Here is a 22,576-nt window from a genome sequence, read left to right as displayed (position 1 = left end):
GACAATGACATTATCTCGCACTGCTTACTCAATGCTCGCGCTGCCCTTTTTTTTGCAGCCAGCGTTTGCTGACGAATCAAAAGAAGAGACAACGGAAACTCATGCGATGCGACTTGGCCCGTTTATCGTGCAAAGCCAAGCGCCTCTCCAAATCACCGGGTTGACGCCCTTCCTCCACGACCCGACACTGTTGAAAAGTGGTGAAACCGACGTGTTCGCATCGGCCACCATTGCCAGTGTTTGGGCCAACACGCCAGAGTACCAATTCGATTACTACCACAATCAATTCATGTTGGGCTTCTTGCACGCCCCCAGTGACACCACCAAAGTGGGTGTCTGGTATCAATATCGCTATGCAGCTAATAATCGTTTAGACGGCCTGACAGAGAAATTTCACAGCATATTTGGCATTGACCAAAACGGGCGAACGGAAGTCGATGAAGACCGATTTTTCATCGACTTTCCCAATGATAATTCTGCTCCGCAGGAATACTTTGTTGGCGACCCTTTGCTTAGCGCAATCAATCTCTACGGAGAGCAAACCGTCTATCGTTCCGCACACCATGCAGTCAGTGTGGGAGCGACGTTGTTTTTTAATCGAGTAAGTCATGGCACGTTTGCCAACACATCTTTTGAGCAATCGATGCAAATCAATTACGGCTATCAGCGAAATAAGCATCGCGTTACCGCTTCTTTCGCCATCGTGCATCGCCCCGACAAGCCCCAACATTTTGTGCCCGTAAAATCGACAAGCATGAATGGTGGCATCAGCTATCAATACCAATGGCGAAAAAATCACGAATTCATTGGTGAGTACCTGCTCTCTCAGGCAAAAACCGACACCGACGGTTTGGGGGAATTGAATGCGCCGGTTCATGAGTTTGCACTGGGTTATCGCTACCTTTTTGATACCAGTGCGCTAGAATTGGTGGCCTTAGAAAATATGTTTAATCACGATAACAGTACCGATATCGTGTTTACTGCCACCTTCCGCCACCGTCTCATGTTGTAGGTATCGCGATGATCATCCCTTGGCAAGAAATCCCAGAAGAAACGCTTCGAAATTTGGTTGAACACTTTGTGCTACGTGAAGGCACAGACTACGGAGAGCAAGAGGCAAGCTTCGAAGAGAAAGTAGAGCAGGTCTACCTTTTGCTCAAAAACAAAGAAGCCATGGTGGTGTACTCCGAGTTACACGAAACGGTCGATATCAAACCTGCGCGATCACTCACCGCCTAACGTCTACTTGACCCAACCGCAACACCCTGTTAATTGTTTGACATCTTTTTAAAATTGACAGGGTTTGTCATGTCTGCAAAACATCCTATTATTGCAGTCACCGGTTCATCCGGCGCAGGAACCACCACCACATCTGATGCATTTCGAAAGATCTTCAACATGATGGACATTCGTGCCGCGTGGGTTGAAGGCGACAGTTTTCACCGTTTTACCCGTCCAGAAATGGACGTAGAGATCCGTAAAGCCAGAGACCAAGGCCGCCACATTAGTTACTTTGGCCCGCAGGCCAATGACTTTCCAAGGCTTGAATCCTTTTTCAATGAATACGGTAAGCAAGGCACAGGGCAGTTTCGCCGCTACTTGCACACCTTTGATGAAGCGGTTCCCTATAACCAAATGCCTGGCACCTTCACCGCATGGCAAGATTTACCTGAAAACAATGACGTGATGTTCTATGAAGGACTTCATGGTGGCATTGTGGATGGTGACATCAACGTTGCAAAACACGTCGACCTTTTGATTGGCATGGTGCCTATCGTGAATCTAGAGTGGATTCAGAAATTTGTTCGAGACACTCGCGACCGTGGTCATTCACGCGAGGCTGTGATGGATTCTATCGTGCGTTCCATGGACGACTATCTTAACTACATCACGCCACAGTTCAGCCGAACACACATTAACTTTCAACGTGTGCCTACCGTGGACACATCCAACCCGCTAAACGCCAAAGGCATACCCAGTCTCGATGAGAGCTTTGTCGTGATTCGCTTCCGCGGTATTAAGAAAGTGGACTTCCCTTATTTGCTGTCCATGATCCAAGGGTCTTTCATGTCGAGGCACGATACCTTGGTGGTACCTGGTGGGAAAATGAGCTTTGCGATGGAATTGATTATTCAGCCACTTATTCAACAATTGATTGAAACAGGCAAGATTAGCTAGGTAACAAGATAACGCTCTGCCTGCCTGAAAGTCTTGGCAATATCGCAACCCCAGACTTCGCTATTGCATCGTCACAAACAACATTAAAAAATACATATGGAGGGCTACGCCCTCCATTTTCTCGTTTGCTAAATCAAAACGCATGCGAACGCTACCAGCCTTCCGCTGCACTCAAACCTTGCAACTAGGGATATCACGCACTTCGTACGAATGCGTCATTTCCATGCCCGCGCCTAGCATCAAACACACAGAGCAATATTTCAATAAGCTATCTTTCACCGCGGTTGCCACCAACGCTTCTTCCAGTGCTGTACCTGTCACCACAAAGTGAAAGTGTATGCCAGTAAACAGGCGTGGTGCTTGCTCTCTTCGCTCTGCGGTTAACTCGACTTCACAATGAAAGATGGATTGTTCGGCTGATTCTAAGGCCGCGACGACGTCAACTGAGCTGCATCCGCCCGCGCCCATCAACACCATTTCCATAGGGCTTGGTGCTTTTTCACCCCCATCTCCATCCATCACAATGCTATGGCCTGAATTTGACTGGCCTAGAAAAGTCTTATTTCCGCACCACTTGACGCTTGCTCGCATCTCTTTCCTCCATTTACTTTCAGTGTCGTGATCTTGTCCACGTTTTTAGCCTTTAATAGGGCACTAAGTCCATATCAAAATCAAGAAATCGTGCTGGAAAAAGGATAAACTCAATGACTCAAACAGAGAGCTTGTAGCCTGACGGTTGACACTTTATGCTATCCGACGGACTTGTGCCGCAGGACGGTGGGCTAAGGAAGACTCATCAGGCAACAACTGCAGAGGAAATGAGAGATTATGGTTCCAGGAAAACCTCAAACAGACCCAACACTAGAGTGGTTCCTTTCACACTGCCACATTCATAAGTACCCTTCAAAAAGTACACTGATCCATGCTGGTGAGAAAGCAGAAACGCTGTACTACATCGTGAAAGGTTCTGTGGCTGTACTGATCAAGGATGAAGAAGGCAAAGAGATGATCCTTTCTTACCTCAACCAGGGCGACTTCATTGGCGAACTGGGCCTATTCGAGGAAGATCAGGAGCGTACAGCTTGGGTTCGCGCTAAATCTCCATGCGAAGTCGCTGAAATCTCTTTCAAGAAGTTCCGTCAGCTGATTCAAGTGAATCCAGACATTCTAATGCGCCTTTCTTCTCAAATGGCTCGTCGCCTACAAGTGACCAGCCAGAAAGTTGGCGACTTGGCATTCCTAGATGTGACAGGTCGTATCGCGCAAACATTGCTGAACTTGGCGAAACAACCAGATGCAATGACTCACCCAGACGGTATGCAAATCAAGATCACCCGTCAGGAAATCGGTCAAATCGTGGGTTGTTCACGTGAAACCGTTGGTCGTATTCTGAAGATGCTTGAAGAGCAGAATCTGATTTCTGCACACGGTAAAACTATCGTGGTATACGGCACTCGCTAAGCATTTATGCTTTGAAGTGAAAGCCACCGTAAGGTGGCTTTTTTGTTTCCGCGTGTTTTTTGTTTCCACGTGATAATTGTCACATGAATTTCATCACAGAGATTCCAATTTGGTGCTAAGTTTCAGTGCAAGACATGTACGAATTAACGTGCATATCATGACAGAACTGGAGCCTCAATATGGACATGGAACGTCACGCGTTTGGAAGCACCCCGACCCCATCAGCTATTGGGCCTTGGGGACAAGCAAGCACAGAGCTAACCGGCTTTACCGGCATGTCTCACTATCATCTTCAACGTCTATTGGGCGATGATGAGCGACGTACTACGCCGCCCGCTCATGCAGAATGGCCAACAAGCCCAACCGACCTTTGCTAGACACCAGCCTCATTTGGACGCTGAGCTCTTTTAAACAGAGTGATATCATTGCCATGTGATAAACACTTCGTGATTGCTTACGCGATCAGCAAACTAGGCCTAATGATCGGTACTCTCAAAGATCTTATCCGCTGACGCTTCAACAAACCCCTGATACAAAGAACCATCAGGCAAAGGGTATCGCTTAGCAAATTCATAAAATCCGCCCGAAACCTCTTTTTCACCATCACTAAAGCGCACTGAAACCTTATCTGCCATAGTCGCAGATTGCTCCAAGCACACCTCTGGGTCACCTTTGACTTCGCCACCCGACTCATTAATCGCAAAGCCAGACTGACGCAGCACTTGGTTGACATCAACCACCTCATTAAGCGTGCTTAATTGGTTAACACTCACCGTAAAGTGGTTCGCGCCAAAACCATGCGCCGACAACCAGCCTGCGTATTCGCTTTCGCCCGACAGCAATTCATAAGTTGCGGTATCAAGATCCCAAAGGCGTCCGCCATACAAAAACGCGGGGTCATTAAGTGCTGCATCGTCTACCTGATCAACCAAGGCGCGCACAGCCTGCTGCAACTCAAACGAGCACTGTCCGACCAGAAGTTCGCTAATAAAAACCTTAGGGGCATCAGGGTTCGGATGCTCAAAATGGCGCGCGAACAGTTTCTTGGCCTTGAAATGGTATTCCCCTTTTGGAACGTAGCCGATAGCAATGAATGGCGCAGCCAGTCGGTCAAGTCCTACCTTAGGAAGCGCAAACGTGCGCAGCGCTATATGGTCATTGAGAAGCGGGGTTCCTTCTTCCAATAATGCATGTACTTTCGCCGCTGATGGGCACAACCGCTGAGTGTAGTCTTTCCAAAGTCCATCAAATAAAGCCCGTACGCGTTCCATGACATCCTCCTACCTTGAGTATCCTAATTGACTTTTATATCGCTACAGCGATAACCCTGGACTCAGTTGTGCGGGCATGGACACTTTATCGCCCTCCATTGATGCCATCGGATACGCACAATAGTCCGCCGCATAGAAAGCACTTGGACGCAGATTTCCTGACGCGCCCGGCCCACCAAATGGCGCATCACCACTGGCACCCGTCAATTGGCGATTTCGATTTACAATGCCAGCGCGAATATGATCTAAGAAATATGCCCATTCGCTATCGTCTGTCGAAATTAATCCCGCAGACAATCCATAGCGTGTGTCATTGGCCAGCACAACCGCTTGCTCGAGGGAGTCATAACGCACGACTTGAAGCAGTGGCCCGAAGTATTCTTCGTCTGGCAATTGTGCAATCGCTGTTGCCTCAATGATGCCCGGCGAGACCACAGCATCATGCAGCAGTTCCGCTTTCAACAGTGGCACACCACCCAAAGACTCCAAGTTAGCCTGCGCCGCCAGAATGCCTTCTGCGGCGCGTACAGAGATTTGTGCGCCCATGAACGAAGCTGGTTCATCAAACTGACCGCCCACTTTGATGTTCTTGGTCATCTCAACAAGACGGGTAAGCAGTACATCTCCGCGCTCACCGTTAGGTACATAAAGGCGACGCGCACACGTACAGCGCTGCCCTGCACTGATAAAGGCAGACTGGATGATGGTGTAAGCCGTCGCATCCAGCTCGCCATAATGCTCGGAAATCACCATAGGGTTATTGCCGCCCATTTCTAGGGCTAACATCTTGCCGGGTTCGCCAGCAAACTGGCGGTGAAGTATGTGTCCGGTATTCGCACTTCCAGTAAAGAGCAGCCCATCAATCCCTTTGGATTGCGCTAAAGCTTCACCGGTTTCGCGACCACCTTGCACCATGTTGATTACGCCTGCAGGTAAGCCGGCATCTATCCAAAGCTTCATGGTTTCTTCAGCGGTTTTTGGTGTGAGATCAGACGGTTTGAACACCACAGTGTTACCCGCTAAAAGCGCAGGAACAATGTGTCCGTTTGGCAAATGCCCTGGGAAATTATACGGGCCAAACACAGCCATGACGCCCAAGGGGCGATGACGCAATACTGCCTGCGTACCCGCGACATCTTTGCTGCGCTCGCCCGTGCGTTCTTGATAAGCGCGCAATGACAGCGCAATTTTTCCCACCATGGCAGCTGCTTCAGTGCGTGTTTCCCAAAGAGGTTTTCCGGTTTCTTCTGCAATGACGCGTGCCATGTGCTCGCTGTTCGCTTTGATTGCCTCAGCGAAGCGCTCAACCAGTGCCTGACGTTCTGCCAACGAGGTGTGCTTCCACGTTACAAAGGCGTCTCGCGCTGCGCTCACCGCAGATTCCACTTGCTCCGGCGTTGCTGCACGTCCTTGCCAAATCGACTCGCTATTAAACGGGTTCAGTGATTCAAACGTGTCGCCTTTGCCTTCAAGCGGCTGGTTATCAATCCATTGTGTCATTATCTACTCCTACACAGACACGAGTCGCACCACGTCGCCATTGCTCACATTGAGCGCATCGGCGACGGCTTGGCTAATCAATGCTTCATTGCGCTCTTCGTCGACACCAATTTTGGCTGACGTGGCACGGAAGTTTTGGAAGTCGCTGTTACAAATCAGGTAATCCTGCGCACTGCTGTGCTCGGCGATTTTGACCCTTGCAGTGAACGAACGACGAATAGAATCAATGTTTTGAAGCAAGCATTCGACTGTCGGTCCGGCATCAAAAATGTCGACGTAGCCACGGCAGGTAAACCCTTCTTTTTCTAGTAAACGCAACGCTGGGCGTGTTTTTTCATGCACTTGCCCAATCACCTCACGCGCTTCATCGCTGAGCAAATTCACGTAGATAGGAAGCTTGGGCATCAAATCGGCGATAAAGCCTTTTTGACCAATTCCGGTTAAGTAATCTGCGAGGGTAAAATCAATGGAGAAAAAATGCTCTTTGAGCCATTTCCAGAACGGTGAATTCCCTTCTTCATCAGACACACCGCGCATCTCAGCGAAAATGATGTCCGAGAACTTTTCAGGGAATTGCGCCAGCATCAAGAATCGGCATTTAGACAGCAACTTGCCATTGAGCCCGCCGCGAAATTCAGGGCGCAAAAACAGGGTGCAGATTTCCGTCGCCCCAGTGTAGTTGTTCCCGAATGTCAGCACTTCGACCACGTTGTGCACGTTGAGTCGGCGCGAATGGTGTACCACTTTGCTGATGTGATAGCTATAGAAAGGGTTATCCAGTCCGATGGCGGCTTCAATGCCTGTCGTCCCAGCAATTTCTCCGGTTTCCGTATCTTCCGCGACCATCAAATAGCCTTCGGTGCCCGGTGCTTGAGCGTTACGAGAAAAACTGTCTACCGAATGATCGATACGGCCTTGGATCAATTCATCATTGACCGGCAGTGACGTAAAGCCATGCCCCGACTCTTCGGCACAAAGCATCAACGCGTCAAAATCAGATTCCCTGATGGGACGAATTACTAGCATCTTACTTCCTCCTGATGCAGTGGGTGGTCAAAACAGCGCGGCAATTATGCCGCCGCCAGTTTCGCCAGCGCACGATCCAAGCGCGCCATACCTTCATCGAACTCTTCTTTGGTGATAACCAGTGATGGCGTCATACGCACCACGTTGGTTCCTGCCACCAGCAGCAGTAGCCCTTCATCGCCAGCTGCCAGCAAAACGTCACGTGCGCGACCTTGCCATGTTTCATTCAATGCAGCGCCAATCAAAAGCCCTTTGCCTCGAATTTCGCTAAACATATTGTATTTCGCATTGAGCGCTTCTAATCCTTCACGGAACCACGTTTCACGCGCTTGAACGCCCGCAAGAACCTCAGGCTTGCTCACTTCTTCCACCACGGCTTCAGCCACAGCACATGCCAATGGATTACCACCATAAGTAGAACCATGTGTGCCCACTTTCATGTGTGCCGCCAACGCTTCTGTCGTTAGCATGGCACCGATTGGGAAGCCGCCGCCGAGCGATTTCGCTGTGCTCAAAATGTCTGGAACCACGCCTGTTGGCTCGTACGCATAGAATGTACCCGTACGACCGTTACCAGTTTGGACTTCATCGAAAATCAACAGGGCGTTGTGCTTATCACACAGCTCTCGCACACCTTGTAAAAATGCTGCGTCCGCCGACACAATGCCGCCTTCACCTTGAAGCGGCTCCATCATGATGGCGCAGGTTTTGTCTGACATCGCCGCGGCAAGTGCGTCGAGGTCATTGTAAGGAAGGTGGGTAACATCCCCCGGTTTCGGGCCAAAGCCATCGGAGTAAGCCGCTTGTCCACCTACTGTCACAGTGAAGAAAGTACGACCGTGGAAACCTTGCGCGAAGGAGATGATTTCACTCTTCTCTGGACCATGAACATCAACGGCCCAGCGACGTGCCAACTTCAGTGCAGCTTCATTGGCTTCTGCCCCTGAGTTAGCAAAAAAGACGCGTTCCGCAAAGCTCACTTCCGTTAGCTTTTTCGCCAAACGCAAAGCGGGAGCGTTGGTCATCACATTACTCAGATGCCACAACTTTTCTGCTTGTTCTTTCAGGGCATTCACCATCACAGGGTGACAATGACCCAAGCAGCTCACGGCTATCCCGCCGGCAAAATCAATATACTCACGATCGTCTTGATCCCAGATACGAGAACCTTGGCCTCTATCAGGGATCATTGTCATGGGTGCATAACATGGCACCATTACTTCATCGAACAGTTTACGTTCTACTTTATGTCCGGCTGTCATCGCTCATATCCTTCTGTCGATTCTGCTATAAGCATAGTATTTACATTTCATTAACCATATCAATAGCAGAAAATATCAAACCCTTAGCGTGTAAAGGCGGGGAAATTCATCACAATGTCATAGTTATGCGCAATTGCGCCGAAATGATTAATACCACAAGAGGTAAGAGTGTCTTTCCTGGTGGGAAACAAAGCGACAGAGGGAGTATGGGAGTGAATAAGGTTTCACTGTTAACAGGGCGAAAACAGTGGGATTAAAATGTAAAATTGGTGATACAGATCGTCTTCGCGTCACGCGCAAAACGCACGAACAGCGACAGATTACGCGCAGGATGAAGCAAGAAAGTTCGCCAACAACTGGTGACCTTGCTCAGTCAAAATACTTTCCGGATGAAATTGAACGCCTTCCAACGCCAGCGTGCGATGACGGATCCCCATGATTTCATCGAACTCACCATCACGCTCTGTCCACGCAGTTATCTCAAAGCAATCAGGCAGTGACGCTGTTTCGACGACGAGTGAATGATAACGGGTGACCGTAAGTGGATTGTTCAAACCGGCAAATACGCCAAGGTTTTGATGCGTCACCGGGCTAGTTTTCCCATGCATAACTTGCCTTGCACGCACCACATTGGCACCAAACACTTGTGCCATGGCTTGATGACCGAGACACACGCCAAGGATCGGAAGCTTTCCGGAAAAGTATTCGATGGCATCAAGGGAGATACCTGCATCATCGGGGGTGCAGGGTCCAGGGGAGATCACGAGATGGCTAGGCGCCATGGCATCGATATCGGCGAGCGTGATCGCATCATTGCGATGCACTTCAACCTCAACACCTAATTGACAAAAATACTGATACAGGTTGTAAGTAAAAGAGTCGTAATTATCAATGATTAACAGCACAGTTGATCCCGCCAAAGCCTTTCCGCACTACGTCAGCGGAACTGGGCGCAAATGCTACCACAGGCAATTGCGCACTGCATCAGCTGCGACGCTAGAACTCATTGATAGGAAGAATAGGGGTAGGCCAAGGCGAAGAGAGCCAAAGTGCATAGTGCTTGATAAGCTCATCACTTTGGGTGTCTAGGATATGAATGAGCCTAGGGTCCACCAAGGTGCCCGCTTGCTGCGAAATAGTTTGAAGCGCTCCAAGCACACGTTGTTCGACGCTTCCTTCCTGTCTTTCAACTTCTGCATCCAATAACTCAGCGGCACTGACAACACGGCATTCTTCTGGGATTTTCTCACCCTCTATTTCAGGAAAACCAGCGCCGTCCCACCGCGTATTTTTGTAAGTTAACAGCGTAACCGATAAACAAGCAAAGCCTTTAGTGGCCTCGGAAAGAAGCAACATGCTTCGGCTTTCTGCGGATGTGTTATTGCCCCCGTCGTCCCAAAGCTCACCGATGGCGCATAATGGATAAGCGAGTGAAATATCCTCCGCTTTCGATTTCGTCAGCCCATATTGCAAGGCTAACCACTCGCACAATTGCGCGATACGCGGCGCTGCAATCTCTACCTGATTATTATGAAGCGCGGCAACAGCAGCAATTTGATTCATGACCAATTGGTAGTTTTCACGCATGTTTTTTGCGCGGGACTCGCCGAGCAAATTTGCCACTCGACTTCTCACTAACTCTGGAGAGACGGGTTTAATCAGAAAATCGGCGGCACCGCTTTTGAGCCCTTCCACTTCGCTTTGGTATTCATCCAGTGCAGAAACAATCACCACAGGAATATGCCATACCGTTCGCTCACTTTTTAATTGGCGGCACACCTCGTAGCCGTTCATGCCCGGCATCATGATGTCTAGCAAGATTAAGTCAGGCTTTTGCTGCATGGTAAGTTCAATCGCACGCTCTCCGCTTTTGGCAAAAATTAACGTGTATTGATCTTGCAGTATGGTTCTCATAACGTGCAGGTTGCTGGGTTCATCATCAACAACAAGAATTTTATATGCCATAACTTTGGACTCCATCGCGCTGCGAGTTCGGCATCTTATCCATTATGGTTAAGATCAAACTGTATGCCTCATCAAGCTCAAAACTTTCTATTGACGCAACAAACTGCGAAAGCAACGAAGGCGCGACAAAGCTGGCCATCGCTGGAACGAGTTCTTTGTATAAGCCGTCGTCAAATTGGCCTTCTGACAATTTGCTAATAAACACTTCTGTTTTACGGGAAAACGCTTCTTGCGAGAGTTTCACGAACGCCATGTCGCTATCCAATTCATCGGAGCGTATGCCAAGGTAGGCCAGAGCCATGTCAAACGTGTTCGTCATGCAAGCCTCCAGCCCATCGAGTTTGGATTCTGCTTTAGCAATGTCCCCGCCCTCTATGTAAGACAGCAATCGTGTCATGTCTTGTTCAAGCCGCTGAAAACCAATGTGATGAGCGCCATCAATGGCTTCGGAGAGTAATCGCTCTATCGTTTCTGGTTGCTCGCTCAACATTTCTTTCATATGAACAGCAAGACCAAAATAGTTAGTTCGATATTCGGCTACGACACCCAATAAAATCTCTGACGTTGGCCAGTGTTGGAATGCCCATGCATCATTGAAATATTCCCTCTCTTTTTCCTGATCAGCCACATTGAGGGTCGTGATATTTTCATTGCCATCCGCACAGCCACAACACTGCTTCAAAACATCAAGGACAGCGTCACTGAAAAATGGTTTTTCAATCACGCCATCAAAACCGTTTTTGGCCCATTCGTCATCAGGCGTCGGGTCAACTGACAGTTTCATCGCAATCACCTTCAGTGACTCTGAACCACTTTGCTCAGACCATTGACGCAACGTTTCCGGCGAGGGGTAACGCTGTTCATCCAAATAAGCATCGAATAACACAACGTCTACCTGCTGAGTTTTTATGACATCTTCCGCCGCCTCAATGTCTGTAAAGGTCAGTACTTTCACTCCTTGCCGCAACAGCATGTCTCTCAATTCCTGTTGGTTGCGCTGCACATCATCGATAACCAGCACTTCTAATGGTGGCAGTGCGTAACGAACGGTTTCATTGCTAAGCTGAGCGCTATGTTGCGCCAAAATAATCGGTAAATCGGCATACACGACCGAACCGTGTATGGACTCGCCGTCAAACCATAAACTGCCATTCATTAGCTCAATAAGTTGTGTCACTAAGGTGGCAGACAAGGTTTGCCCTGTTTTTTCAGCATCCGCAGGCAGTACGTTACCGTTTTCAAAGGAGTAACTTGCCACCGCAAAGCGCACCATATCGCCGGTAGGAAGAACATGAAGCGCCACGTTGCCTTTGTCTGTTTTGGTTAACGCACTTCGCATCATGTTTTGGAGTAGCTGCTTGATTCGACGAGCATCACCCACATAATGCTCTCTTAGTTGGTGGTTGTAATGCAGAGACACCTGCAGTTCCCGCGCTTGCACCGTTTCTCTGGCTATGAACTCAATTTGGCGGCAAAGCTGAACCAACGAGAAATCATTAATGTCGAGAGGCAATGATTGGCTTTCTAGCTTCGAGGTATCAAGAATGTCATTGATGAGTTTCAACAAGCTGTTACCAGACTCTCGGATGACTTCTAAATGATGACGATGGATAGGGTTATGTTGCTCGTCAATCAACACTTCGGTCAGCCCCAATATTGAATTCATTGGTGAACGAAACTCATAGCTCATGTTCGCCAGAAAAGAGGCTTTCGACTGCGATGCTTTATCTGCTAAACGTATTTTCTCTTCGAGTTCTTTTTCTTCTTCACGCTTATCGGTAATGTCGACAATAATGCCGTCAATCCACGCGCTGCCATCCTCGGCTCGATAGCTATGACCAATTTCCCAGAACCATTTCTCTTCGTCATCTCGGCTAATGAACCGATACTCACAGTCATACTTGCCATTTCGCCTTGATGCGACTTCTCTCGTTTTACGATAATTAGCGGTATCTTCTACGTGGATCCTATCCACAAAATGAGAAACGCCATTCTCGCCGGTCAGTATGGATGCGCTATACCCCGTCATCGACTTTGCGGCTTCGCTGATATACACCATATGGCGTGTCGCACCGGTCATTTCTCGAAAGGCCATACAAGGTAAGTTGGCCACCAAGGAGCGGTACTGCTTAGCATTCTCTCTTAGCGCCCAAGCAAGATGTCGCTGCTCTGAGATGTCAGAAATAACCCCAACAAAACAATGTTCTTCGCCCTTCTGCTGGTATCCAATTGCCAGCCTTACAGGAAACACCGATCCGTCTTTGTGCTTTGCCATGACCTCTCGAACACTGTTCACTACCCCAGGGTCGCGATTATCGAGAAAATTATGAATGTACATGTCGTGGCGATGCTGATGCTCATCAGTGACCAAAATGCGGATGTTTTTACCCAAAGCGTCTGATGCATACCAACCAAACACTTTTTCAGCTGCGGGATTAAAGAAGGTGATCTTGCCTTTACTGTCGATAGATATCACCGCTTCCGTTGCGGTCTCTAGAATCGAATCGAGCTTTTCCTCTCGCCTCCCCAACCGAATGGCTTGCGCTTTCACGCTGAAGTAAGCATTTGCGAGCAGGCTGAACAAGAGCACAAAACTGACAATGAATGTCAGGATCATCAATACATCCCACGCCTCATAGGGACGTTGATCAATTCGATTGGGTTGTGAAGACAAAGAAATCGCTTCGCAAGATAGTATGGCGCAAAGAAGCAACGCCAACGCAAAACACAAACCGCTAGTTAGTGCCCCAGAGATATCGCGTTCCTGCGTGACCTTCTTCTTTTTGGCAAAACGCGACCATAATGCAAGTGTGATCAGCGCAACGCCCACAACCGCAGCCATGGTGAAAACCGCCATATCAAAATGCGCAATCGCGACACCATTAATACCGGCATACACCAAGATGTTTTGCACAACCAGAGACACGGATAGCATCCCTGCGGCCATGAAAATTTTAATCGGTGGGTTCGATTGATAGGCAATCAGCCTCAATGCGACCAAATTAAAGTAGAAGGTGATAACCGCTGGCATCGCAAACATGGCCGGCAAAAAACCTTCATTTTGAAACGATGACACCGACAATACAGTCGCAATAGGCATCAGTGCCATGCCTACTGTCAACACAGCCGCATTCACTAAAATTGGCGAAAATTGAAACATGGGGCTGCTTCGTTCCTGCAAAGGCCTATGCAAGAATGCAAACGTCGCCGTCGCAAACGTTGCCACCGATGCTATCAGCAATACCCACGGTCCTGTGAAGCTGTGCGGCAAAGGCTGAAACGTCACGGAAGGCAGGAAAAATAATGACAATGATTCAATAATTGACATGCACGCTACCGATTTAACTCAAAGTGATACGCAGTGCCCCACACTCAGCAAAGAGATACTAAGCGCTTTTATGAGACACCTATAAGCGTAGTCAAGAATCGGCGTGCAACCCATTAAAAGATGGGTAAAAAATAGGCTCCCGAAGGAGCCTATCGTTTCACCAGCATGTGGTTACTTGATGTTGCAGCTAAAGCGGCGGAATACCGCTTTGGTTTTCTCGTCGAGCGTGGCCTCTCCACATGGGATGTCGATGAAGCCCCACAAGCGGATACCTAGCGACACGGAGTCGCCATAGCTAATGCCCTGGTCAATAAGGAATTGGTTGTCTTGCTTGTACTTACGGTTACTCTTCCAACGTAGCCAAGGGCGAGACGGATCCACGAGCCCATTGATGGTTGGTTGTACCCAGAAGAAACTCTTATTCTTAAATCTCAAGGTGAATTTCTGAGGCGCCACCGCGTAGTTCAGGCTGATAATCACAGGATCATGATCTGATGATGAGTATGGATTATCAGATTTTACCAATTCACCCGTGAAGCGACCCGAGTACTCAAACAATGTGCTTTCTACCGAGTTAATGTGCCAATCTTCTACCCCAGTGATTTTCTCCACCACACTGGCGTTACCAACGGCATGATCTAAGCTGCCCAGCTCACCATCAAAGGTGTAAGAGAACGCATCATCACCTAACGCATAGGTTGCTAGGTTGACGTAACCAAAGCCATCACCCACTTCTCGTGCCATTTCATCGAGCTTCACGCCCGCAATGGAGGTACCTGCCGCCGTCACAATCTTGCGAGTCGCACTCGCGGCATCATAATCAGTGAAGACGCGCATCGGATCTTCTTGCCCGTAGGCATTGAAATCACCTAACGCAATCACATCACCTTGAATATCGCTAAGCGCGTTGCCTAATGTTTCTGCAGCAGAGACACGGAACTCGTTACAGCGGCCTTGAAGATCGGCAGGGTCGTCATCAAATTCACCGGCAATCCAATCCTCATAGCAACCCGAGCCTTTAGATTTGAAGTGACTGACCGCAACAGACAGCATTTCGCCCTCAACCACATCAAAAGTTTGCAGCAAGCTGTCACGTTGGAATTTGTCCAACTGGCGCTCTTCGCCACTTGGGTCAGCTCCACTGATGTGCTGCTCAGGCATGCGGACAACCACTGCATCAGACGACGGCGCGACCGACGCTGGACGGTAAATCAATGCTACCTGTATCGCATCGCCACCCAAGAAAGCACCTTCCGTCAGATCTGCCGTGGCTGGCGTGACATAAGCGTAATGATCGGCTTCATCGGCAAAACGACTGTTCAGCTCCTCCACCAAGTTGGCCAATGCGCCCGTATCAGCAAAGCCGTTGTTCTCGATTTCCATCAAGCCAACGATATCCGCATCCATTGCGGTTAACGCATTGACGATCTTCGCTTGTTGCAGTGCAAATTCCGCTGCGTCTTTGGTGCCGCGGTTACAACCTCGTGATGCATCTGCATCCGCTTGGTCATTACACGTCACGTTGAGGTCACCACCAATCGCACTTGCACTGGTGAAGTAATTCAACACGTTAAAGCTGGCGACTTTCAGGTTGGTCTCGTCAAAGGTTTGCGGAGCGGCAGTTCTGTCTTGCTCACGCACAAAGTCGCTCGCAACCAGCTCATTGGTTACCACCAGTCGATAGTCACTAAAGCTGTAACCCAGAACACCTTCAAGGTTCGTGACTGTATCACCGACACGGATATAACCTTGCTCGGCATCTAGCCCAGGGAAGTATGGGACAACGCCGTCTGGCGCTTTTTCATCTGATTCAATGAACAGTTGATTGGCATCATTTGCCGCCACCAAATCTGCCGCTTCTTGCGAGCCTGCAATGTGAAGCTGCGTTGGCTTGAACAATGGCGCTTCATGAGACAGCACCATATTGTTTCTAAAGGCATCAAAGTCAAAACCGAAGTTACGTGCCACGACCATCTCACTGGTCTGTGTCAAACGCACCTTCATGCCTTCGTGACGCTCTAGCGCTTCGTCAAGAGACTCGTTGTCGTTAACCACAAGTTCGGTCGCCGCCAGTTCACCGACGGTATCGAGGATTTCCCAGTTATTGCCCGACGCATCAAGTTCGGTGAGATTAAAGAACTCTTTGACCACACCACCCGCACACACCTGCATGCCGGGCTCTATGTCGGTTGGCGCTTGTCCTGTAAACACGAACAAACCATCAGACGTGGCTGAATCACCATCACCATTGGCATCTTGAATCCAAAAGCCTTTGTACAAGCCCGTAGTAACCGCCGTAACGACACCGGACACAAAATAACTATCTTCACTTTCAAAGCTACCATCAGGCACTAGAGGACTTCGCGCACCGTTGCCTTGAACTGCATAGGTTGTCGTTAGCGTTTCATCCTCACACGTGAAGGTATTTCCACCCCCACCACCTCCGCCGTCACAGGCTTCAAGGCCACTACAACCCAAACCATCAAAGGTATCTTGCGCGAAAGATTGCCATTCAATCGATGAATCAAACGCTGTCGTGACATCAGTACGGCCAGTGCTGCCCTCTTGGCGGCGCAACGTGGTGTTAATCGCATAGTTAGAACCCAGCGCTAACTCGCCTAAGCTATCAACAACGTTATCGCCATCATCGACCAAGGCAACGACATCGTTACCATTGAACCCTAATGAGCCTGTCGTGATCTGGCTTACATCGGTGATGTCTGCCGAGGCGCTGCTGTTGCCTACCACAAAGCTTTCACCCGCAGCCAAGGATCCAGACAACGCAATGGTCGAAGAGAAGGTGGTGTTACTGTTGAACGCGATTTTGAGCGACCAGTTATCAAGGTTGACCGAAGAGGCACCTAGGTTTGAAATTTCGATTGCCTTGTTATTGGATGAACCTTCGACGTATTCGGTAATCAATACGTCAGCGCTGGCAGGCAAGGCCACGCCTAATGCTAGAGCCAGAGAGCTCCATGATGAGATCTTCATTTGCTGTCCTTTTTTGCGTGTGAAGTCGTAAACACAACAAATATGTAACAGCCATAGATTTCATTTAAGTGATAAATACCTCAAGTCCATTAATAGAGACAGGACATGTCTACTTGTTTCTTGAGGTTAATGCAGCATTCAACAGGAAGAGAAAGCATCATTTGGAATTGATTACAGGTAGGTAACAGGAAGAATAAAGACAAAAAAAGCAGCGAATTCGCTGCTTTTTGATTGGATTGAACGAGAACAGGTTTCGATTATGGACGAGTCACGAAGCCCACAGCCTCGTACACTTTCTTCAATGTCACGGCGGCACGCTCAGACGCTTTCTCGGCACCCGCTTTCATCACTTGATCCAAGTAAGTACGGTCTTGGCGGAATTCTGCATAGCGCTGCTGAACAGGCTCAAGCATGGCAACAACGGCATCAGCCGTGTCCGTTTTCAGGTGACCGTACATTTTGTCAGCGTAGTCTGCTTCAATTTCAGCAAACGTCTTGCCTGTTGCAACCGACATCAGACCCATCAAGTTAGCAACACCTGGCTTGTTTTGAATATCAAACAGAACGCGTGGTGGCTCTTCTGAATCTGTCATCGCACGTTTGATTTTCTTGGCAATCGCTTTCGGGTCTTCAAGCAGGCCAATCACGTTGTTGCGGTTGTCATCAGACTTCGACATTTTCTTCGTCGGGTCTTGCAGGCTCATCACTCGCGCACCCACTTGCGGGATGTACGGTTCTGGCACGCTGAACACATCACCGTAAACATTGTTGAAACGGGTCGCGACGTCACGCGCAAGTTCCAAGTGTTGCTTCTGGTCATGACCCACTGGCACTTGGTTTGCCTGATACAACAGAATATCTGCCGCCATCAACACGGGGTAACCAAATAAACCAGCGTTAATGTTTTCTGCGTGACGTGCTGATTTGTCTTTGTATTGGGTCATGCGGTTAAGCTCACCCATTTGCGTGTAACAGTTAAGCACCCAACCCAATTGCGCATGCTCAGGCACGTGCGATTGAATGAATAGGTTACTCTTTTCAGGGCTCACACCAACCGCTAGACACAGAGCTAGTGAATCCAATGTTGCTTCACGCAGTTTTTCGGCTTCCTGACGAACAGTGATCGCGTGCAAGTCTACGATGCAGTATTGGCAATCGAAGTCATCTTGCATTTGTTCCCACTGACGCAAAGCTCCGATGTAGTTGCCGATACTAAGTTCACCTGAAGGCTGAACACCGCTAAGTACAATGGGTTTGGTCGAAGGATTACTCATGTTCTTTCTGTTCCTGTCAGTCAATTCAGCCAGCGTGACCACACGCTGGCTGTCTGTTCGAGAAAATTCTAAGCGTTCTAAATTTACGCTGTTTTTTCGGTGCTGAGAACCGTTAAAAGCTGATTGAAGTGCTCAGCGACAAACTCAGGAGCACTGTCACTGATTGGCTCTCCATAGTTGTACCCGTAAGTCAGGCCAACAGAGACAAAACCTGCATTTTTTGCGGCAAGAATATCGTTTTTGGAATCACCAACCATCAGCACTTGGTCGTTATTGAGACCGTGCTTGTCACGCAGGCTGAATAAGCCCTCAGGATCGGGTTTATTGGTTGGTAAAGAGTCACCGCCAATCACATCAGTAAAATATTGCGCCAAATCCAAGTCAGCGAGGATCTCTGGCACAAACTGATACGGCTTATTGGTGACGATGCCCAGCGTGTAACCTGCTGCCAGCAACTCACTCAACGTTTCGCGTACGCCTGGGTACACAATGGTTTTACTATGGCCATTGTTGGCATAGTGAAAATCAAAACGCTCGCGAACTTGGCGATACAGTGATTCGTCGATATCCGGACGAATCGTCACACTTTGGCTAAGTGCGCGCTTGAGCATGATCTCTGCGCCGTTACCGATCCAGTTACGCACTTCGTCGTCAGTCACTGTGTACAGGTTGGCGTCTGCCAATGCCATACGAATGCCTTCCGCCAAATCGGGCACGCTATCAACGAGGGTGCCATCAAGATCAAACGCGATGTATTTGATCGAATCAAAAGTTGCCGTCACGAATTATTTTCCTACTTTACTCAGTTCCGCTCGCATTTCATCGACCACAGTTTTGTAGTCGGGCTGACCGAAGATAGCGGAGCCCGCTACAAACATGTCAGCGCCCGCTTCTGCGATTTCACGGATATTATCGACTTTTACGCCGCCATCAATTTCAAGACGAATATCACGACCGCTTTCATTAATGCGGCGACGTACTTCACGCAGTTTATTTAGCGTTTCAGGAATAAATGACTGACCACCAAAACCTGGGTTCACCGACATCAGTAGGATCAAGTCTACCTTGTCCATGATGTGGTCCAGGTGGTGCAATGGTGTCGCTGGGTTAAAAACGACGCCTGCTTGGCAGCCGTGCTCTTTGATCAGTTGCAAGCTACGGTCAACATGGTCACTCGCTTCCACGTGGAAGGTGATCATGCTTGCGCCAGCTTTGGCAAAGTCAGGGATGATGCGGTCAACCGGCTTCACCATCAAGTGAACATCGATTGGCGCAGTGATGCCATAGTCTCGAAGAGCTTTACAGATAGGTGCACCAAACGTGAGGTTAGGTACATAATGGTTGTCCATGACATCGAAATGCACCACATCAGCACCCGCTGCCAGTACTCTTTCGACATCTTCACCTAAACGTGCGAAGTCCGCCGAAAGTATCGACGGCGCAATCAGAAAATCCTTCATTCTATAGCCTCACTTGCCCAAAAGTCGGCGCAATTCTACCCGATCCGAACACATCTGTCTTATCAGATCCTCTGATTGATACCATAACGTGATCGTTTTATAGATGGGGCAAGTGATACCTATACAAATGGGCTAAGCTGGTGTCAGAACAAGCAGATACTGCGAGAGAGTCACTATGCACGACACCGATCAAAAACCAGAAAAAGTCGGCCTTTGGGATGTAGTAAAAAGTGTATTCGCGGCGATGTTTGGCGTGCAATCCGACAAAAATAGACAACGTGATTTCAAGCAAGGCAGTATGCTGCCTTACCTGTTTGTCGGTATTATTTTTGTAGTGATCTTTGTACTGGGGTTGATTGGCGTGGTGGCGTTGATCACGCCAAGCTAACGTGCGCGATTACGGCGACTCAGGGCTTTCGCAAGCAAACAGAGCCAACAGTTCGTTAACTTTGTTTCTTCCGCTACCATTGCGACTGATCGTTCGCTTAACTCTCACCACGTTCAAGTGTGCGCCATGATAAAGGCTGCGTGTTAGCGGCGTATCGTGGTTTGAAATCAACACTGGAACACTTTTATCCATCGCGGCTTTGCGGGCAAGATCGCCCAATATCGCTTGGTCGTCGAGACTAAATCCACCACTAGAGTAAGTCGTGAAGTTCGCCGTCGAAGAAAGCGGGGCATAAGGGGGATCGCAATAGATTACGCTGCCACGGCGTGCGCTCTTAAAGCTCTGCTCATAACCTTCACAAACAAACGTCGCCTTTTTGGATTTTTCTGAGAAAAACTCAAGTTCGGCTTGTGGGAAGTAAGGTTTCTTGTAAGAGCCAAATGGCACATTGAAGCCACCTTTTTTGTTGTAACGGCAAAGACCATTAAACCCGTGACGATTCATGTACAAGAAGTACAGTGATCGTAGGTACGGATCGGTCGTGGCGTTAAACTCTTCGCGAATAGAGAGGTAAGCTTCTTTTTGATTGTACTCTTGCGTAAACAAGGTTCGCACATCATCGATGTAACGCTGCGGCTCTTGCTTGAGCAGATTATAGAGATTAATCAAATCAGGATTGATGTCAGCTAGGCGGTAGTGCTCGTAATCTGTATTCAGAAATACCGAGCCAGCGCCAATAAAAGGCTCAATCAGCTTTTTACCTTCCGGCAAGTGTTTGCGGATATCGTCAACCAGAGAGTATTTACCCCCAGCCCACTTAAGAAAGGCGCGATGCTTTTTCATTAATGTGTATCCACCACCACAGATGCTCGAAAGGTGGCGGATTGTATCTCATTTTTAACCATCAATCAGCGTAATTTCGCACCTGACGTGACGCTCAGGCGCGGTTAATTAACCAGTCCTATCTCTTTGTGGATCTGAGTGAAGGATTTCGCCCACGGATTTAAGCCTCGAACATCGGCAGATAATGCCAATTCAGCACGTCGTGCTTCAGCCACGGTTGGGTAGTCGCCGAGCAATACCATGTACCAAGGTTCGCCATTTCGACGAGTCTCATAAACCAATGCGCGCCCTTGAAGCTCATACTGCGCCAAAAAGTCGCTCACAGCCGCCTTTGATTGCAATGCAGCGAGCTGAAGCGCATAGCTTGCCTTTGGCACCGTCAGCAAAAGCTTATTCGCCATCGGCACATCTGACGCTGATGTCGATGGTGTTGGAGGCGTCGTTGCTGCTGCAGTCTCAACAGCAGCACTCTCTTGCACCGTCAACATCTCAGGCGTCTCAAGCTCTGTCGTCATCGAATCAGAGATAGTCGCGTTTTCAGGTTGAGCCAATTCGGGGATCAACGGTTCAGTAACGGCATTGGTTCCATCACCACCGGTTTGTTGATCATCCATGATGGCGTCAACCACATTATCTGGCACCACAATTCGGCGATCTTGATCGCGACGACCGACGGTCATACCTTCAACAATTGGGGTATCAGGTAAAGCCATGGTGTCATCAAGCACCACGGAGGAATCCTTAAGCTCACCGGACATCGACTCGTCACTGTTGGCCTGCGCTGCCATTTCTTGCTCTTTTTCATCCAAAATATCAGCGAGCGCTTTCACGCCATCAGGCATGTCTACGACTTCTTCTTGATGAGTCTGAGGCATCATTGACCACCAAACAATCCCACCACCGATAGCCAGTAAAAACAGCACTAAGATAAGCAAGGGTAATGGGGATCGACGTTTTTTCTCTTCCATCAAGGAGGTCTCCTGTTGTTCCAGCCCTCGTAAAGCGCCAGGTAACGAAGGCAACGATGCCGCTTTTTGCTTCAGCGCTCTGCGCTGTGCGGCATCCAATTGGCGGCTGACCATCATCACTTCGATGAACATCTCGCGTTCATTGTCAGCCAAAGGGCTGACTTCTAGCTCGAGTGGTTTTACACCCTGACCATAAGAAACTTTATGTAGCCACTTATTTAGCTTCCCTTTGAGACTAAACAGTAACACATTGATTTGCCAGCCTTCACGTTGCTGTGATTCGGTCACTAAGGCCCACAATTCAGCAATGATGGTGGCACTCAAACGCTGCGCATCATCAATGACAACTAATGCATGAACACTTCGGCCTTCGAGCATGTATTCAAGGCTTTGCAGCATCGAGTCCTGCTCGTTAAAGACACCGTCACGTACGATCTGACGCAAAATGATGGCACGATGTTGTGCATCTTGCTGGCTAGGATTGCAGATAAGAAGGGATTGGGTGGGCTCATTGGCCCAATTCTCGAGGTAACGTTCGCTTAACCACGTCTTTCCTGCACCGGGTTCACCAGTGACTTGGACTAGGTTAGAGCTGAATCGAGTAAGGAACTGTATTCTCGACAATAACTGGATTTGGCTATCTAAATCCAGTGCGATCATG

General features: G+C 48.9%; 20 protein-coding genes. 6 read left to right on the top strand and 14 right to left on the bottom strand.

The window, feature by feature from the left end:
- Window positions 1-4 precede the first annotated feature (4 nt).
- From Q365_RS0124930 to Q365_RS0124920, 3 genes are all read left to right on the top strand, one after another.
- On the top strand, window positions 5-1,012 hold the full coding sequence (locus Q365_RS0124930) for a DUF3187 family protein (RefSeq protein ID WP_028025922.1): 1,008 nt from the start codon (window positions 5-7) through the stop codon (window positions 1,010-1,012).
- An 8-nt stretch (window positions 1,013-1,020) separates the two neighbouring features.
- A complete protein-coding gene (locus Q365_RS0124925; protein ID WP_028025921.1) occupies window positions 1,021-1,239 on the top strand; it encodes a YheU family protein in 219 nt (72 codons plus the stop codon).
- Between the two features lie 69 nt (window positions 1,240-1,308).
- Complete coding sequence (locus Q365_RS0124920) at window positions 1,309-2,178, top strand: phosphoribulokinase (RefSeq protein ID WP_028025920.1); 870 nt, start codon at window positions 1,309-1,311, stop codon at window positions 2,176-2,178.
- A 171-nt stretch (window positions 2,179-2,349) separates the two neighbouring features.
- Here the strand turns inward: Q365_RS0124920 and Q365_RS0124915 are convergent, their stop codons facing one another.
- The gene (locus Q365_RS0124915; protein WP_028025919.1) at window positions 2,350-2,769 is read right to left on the bottom strand and encodes an OsmC family protein; all 420 of its coding nucleotides are present in this window, start codon (window positions 2,767-2,769) and stop codon (window positions 2,350-2,352) included.
- A 237-nt stretch (window positions 2,770-3,006) separates the two neighbouring features.
- Between Q365_RS0124915 and crp the strand changes: the two genes are divergently transcribed.
- Together crp and Q365_RS0124905 are read left to right on the top strand one after the other, a co-directional pair.
- Entirely contained in the window at window positions 3,007-3,639 is a 633-nt protein-coding gene (crp, locus tag Q365_RS0124910; protein ID WP_002535199.1) for a cAMP-activated global transcriptional regulator CRP, read from the top strand.
- A 179-nt stretch (window positions 3,640-3,818) separates the two neighbouring features.
- Window positions 3,819-4,016 (top strand): hypothetical protein, encoded by a 198-nt coding sequence (locus tag Q365_RS0124905; protein ID WP_028025918.1) that lies wholly within the window; start codon window positions 3,819-3,821, stop codon window positions 4,014-4,016.
- A 99-nt stretch (window positions 4,017-4,115) separates the two neighbouring features.
- On the opposite strand, the gene Q365_RS0124900 is transcribed toward Q365_RS0124905, so the two are convergent.
- From Q365_RS0124900 to rpe, 11 genes are all read right to left on the bottom strand, one after another.
- Window positions 4,116-4,910 (bottom strand): DUF1338 domain-containing protein, encoded by a 795-nt coding sequence (locus Q365_RS0124900; protein ID WP_028025917.1) that lies wholly within the window; start codon window positions 4,908-4,910, stop codon window positions 4,116-4,118.
- Window positions 4,911-4,952: 42 nt separating this feature from the next.
- Window positions 4,953-6,410 (bottom strand): succinylglutamate-semialdehyde dehydrogenase, encoded by a 1,458-nt coding sequence (gene astD, locus Q365_RS0124895; RefSeq protein WP_028025916.1) that lies wholly within the window; start codon window positions 6,408-6,410, stop codon window positions 4,953-4,955.
- 9 nt (window positions 6,411-6,419) lie between these two features.
- A complete protein-coding gene (astA, locus tag Q365_RS0124890) occupies window positions 6,420-7,436 on the bottom strand; it encodes an arginine N-succinyltransferase (RefSeq protein WP_028025915.1) in 1,017 nt (338 codons plus the stop codon).
- Between the two features lie 44 nt (window positions 7,437-7,480).
- Complete coding sequence (locus tag Q365_RS0124885; RefSeq protein WP_028025914.1) at window positions 7,481-8,698, bottom strand: aspartate aminotransferase family protein; 1,218 nt, start codon at window positions 8,696-8,698, stop codon at window positions 7,481-7,483.
- 320 nt (window positions 8,699-9,018) lie between these two features.
- The gene (locus Q365_RS0124880; protein ID WP_028025913.1) at window positions 9,019-9,603 is read right to left on the bottom strand and encodes an aminodeoxychorismate/anthranilate synthase component II; all 585 of its coding nucleotides are present in this window, start codon (window positions 9,601-9,603) and stop codon (window positions 9,019-9,021) included.
- 91 nt (window positions 9,604-9,694) lie between these two features.
- Complete coding sequence (locus Q365_RS0124875) at window positions 9,695-10,663, bottom strand: response regulator (RefSeq protein WP_028025912.1); 969 nt, start codon at window positions 10,661-10,663, stop codon at window positions 9,695-9,697.
- Window positions 10,653-13,991 (bottom strand): PAS domain S-box protein, encoded by a 3,339-nt coding sequence (locus Q365_RS0124870; RefSeq protein WP_028025911.1) that lies wholly within the window; start codon window positions 13,989-13,991, stop codon window positions 10,653-10,655. The genes Q365_RS0124875 and Q365_RS0124870 overlap by 11 nt, the downstream gene beginning before the upstream one ends.
- Before the next feature lie 171 nt (window positions 13,992-14,162).
- The gene (locus tag Q365_RS0124865) at window positions 14,163-16,982 is read right to left on the bottom strand and encodes an ExeM/NucH family extracellular endonuclease (RefSeq protein WP_028025910.1); all 2,820 of its coding nucleotides are present in this window, start codon (window positions 16,980-16,982) and stop codon (window positions 14,163-14,165) included.
- 257 nt (window positions 16,983-17,239) lie between these two features.
- Complete coding sequence (trpS, locus tag Q365_RS0124860; protein WP_028025909.1) at window positions 17,240-18,256, bottom strand: tryptophan--tRNA ligase; 1,017 nt, start codon at window positions 18,254-18,256, stop codon at window positions 17,240-17,242.
- Window positions 18,257-18,339: 83 nt separating this feature from the next.
- Window positions 18,340-19,038, bottom strand: coding sequence for a phosphoglycolate phosphatase (locus tag Q365_RS0124855; RefSeq protein WP_028025908.1), 699 nt, complete (start codon window positions 19,036-19,038; stop codon window positions 18,340-18,342).
- A 3-nt stretch (window positions 19,039-19,041) separates the two neighbouring features.
- Window positions 19,042-19,716 (bottom strand): ribulose-phosphate 3-epimerase, encoded by a 675-nt coding sequence (gene rpe / locus Q365_RS0124850; RefSeq protein ID WP_028025907.1) that lies wholly within the window; start codon window positions 19,714-19,716, stop codon window positions 19,042-19,044.
- A 175-nt stretch (window positions 19,717-19,891) separates the two neighbouring features.
- On the opposite strand from rpe, the gene Q365_RS0124845 reads away from it, so the two are divergent.
- The gene (locus Q365_RS0124845) at window positions 19,892-20,104 is read left to right on the top strand and encodes a DUF2970 domain-containing protein (RefSeq protein ID WP_028025906.1); all 213 of its coding nucleotides are present in this window, start codon (window positions 19,892-19,894) and stop codon (window positions 20,102-20,104) included.
- Between the two features lie 9 nt (window positions 20,105-20,113).
- Here Q365_RS0124845 and Q365_RS0124840 read toward each other — a convergent pair whose 3' ends face one another.
- Window positions 20,114-20,947, bottom strand: a complete 834-nt coding sequence (locus Q365_RS0124840) for a Dam family site-specific DNA-(adenine-N6)-methyltransferase (protein WP_028025905.1) — start codon at window positions 20,945-20,947, stop codon at window positions 20,114-20,116.
- Window positions 20,948-21,051: 104 nt separating this feature from the next.
- Window positions 21,052-22,575, bottom strand: coding sequence for an AAA family ATPase (locus Q365_RS0124835; RefSeq protein ID WP_028025904.1), 1,524 nt, complete (start codon window positions 22,573-22,575; stop codon window positions 21,052-21,054).
- Between the last annotated feature and the right edge of the window lies 1 nt (window position 22,576).

The organism is Enterovibrio calviensis DSM 14347 (assembly GCF_000621165.1).
GTDB classification, from domain to species: domain Bacteria; phylum Pseudomonadota; class Gammaproteobacteria; order Enterobacterales; family Vibrionaceae; genus Enterovibrio; species Enterovibrio calviensis.
Note: the sequence above shows the minus strand (reverse complement) of the source record. Positions and strands in the feature narration are given on the sequence as shown.

Bases quoted from the DNA above. Each gene is read 5' to 3' on its own strand.
- Q365_RS0124930 (WP_028025922.1), top strand. From the start codon at position 5: ATGACATTATCTCGCACTGCTTACTCAATGCTCGCGCTGCCCTTTTTT.
- Q365_RS0124925 (WP_028025921.1), top strand. From the start codon at position 1,021: ATGATCATCCCTTGGCAAGAAATCCCAGAAGAAACGCTTCGAAATTTG.
- Q365_RS0124920 (WP_028025920.1), top strand. From the start codon at position 1,309: ATGTCTGCAAAACATCCTATTATTGCAGTCACCGGTTCATCCGGCGCA.
- Q365_RS0124915 (WP_028025919.1), bottom strand. From the start codon at position 2,769: ATGCGAGCAAGCGTCAAGTGGTGCGGAAATAAGACTTTTCTAGGCCAG.
- crp (WP_002535199.1), top strand. From the start codon at position 3,007: ATGGTTCCAGGAAAACCTCAAACAGACCCAACACTAGAGTGGTTCCTT.
- Q365_RS0124905 (WP_028025918.1), top strand. From the start codon at position 3,819: ATGGACATGGAACGTCACGCGTTTGGAAGCACCCCGACCCCATCAGCT.
- Q365_RS0124900 (WP_028025917.1), bottom strand. From the start codon at position 4,910: ATGGAACGCGTACGGGCTTTATTTGATGGACTTTGGAAAGACTACACT.
- astD (WP_028025916.1), bottom strand. From the start codon at position 6,410: ATGACACAATGGATTGATAACCAGCCGCTTGAAGGCAAAGGCGACACG.
- astA (WP_028025915.1), bottom strand. From the start codon at position 7,436: ATGCTAGTAATTCGTCCCATCAGGGAATCTGATTTTGACGCGTTGATG.
- Q365_RS0124885 (WP_028025914.1), bottom strand. From the start codon at position 8,698: ATGACAGCCGGACATAAAGTAGAACGTAAACTGTTCGATGAAGTAATG.
- Q365_RS0124875 (WP_028025912.1), bottom strand. From the start codon at position 10,663: ATGGCATATAAAATTCTTGTTGTTGATGATGAACCCAGCAACCTGCAC.
- Q365_RS0124870 (WP_028025911.1), bottom strand. From the start codon at position 13,991: ATGTCAATTATTGAATCATTGTCATTATTTTTCCTGCCTTCCGTGACG.
- Q365_RS0124865 (WP_028025910.1), bottom strand. From the start codon at position 16,982: ATGAAGATCTCATCATGGAGCTCTCTGGCTCTAGCATTAGGCGTGGCC.
- trpS (WP_028025909.1), bottom strand. From the start codon at position 18,256: ATGAGTAATCCTTCGACCAAACCCATTGTACTTAGCGGTGTTCAGCCT.
- rpe (WP_028025907.1), bottom strand. From the start codon at position 19,716: ATGAAGGATTTTCTGATTGCGCCGTCGATACTTTCGGCGGACTTCGCA.
- Q365_RS0124845 (WP_028025906.1), top strand. From the start codon at position 19,892: ATGCACGACACCGATCAAAAACCAGAAAAAGTCGGCCTTTGGGATGTA.
- Q365_RS0124840 (WP_028025905.1), bottom strand. From the start codon at position 20,947: ATGAAAAAGCATCGCGCCTTTCTTAAGTGGGCTGGGGGTAAATACTCT.
- Q365_RS0124835 (WP_028025904.1), bottom strand. From the start codon at position 22,575: ATGATCGCACTGGATTTAGATAGCCAAATCCAGTTATTGTCGAGAATA.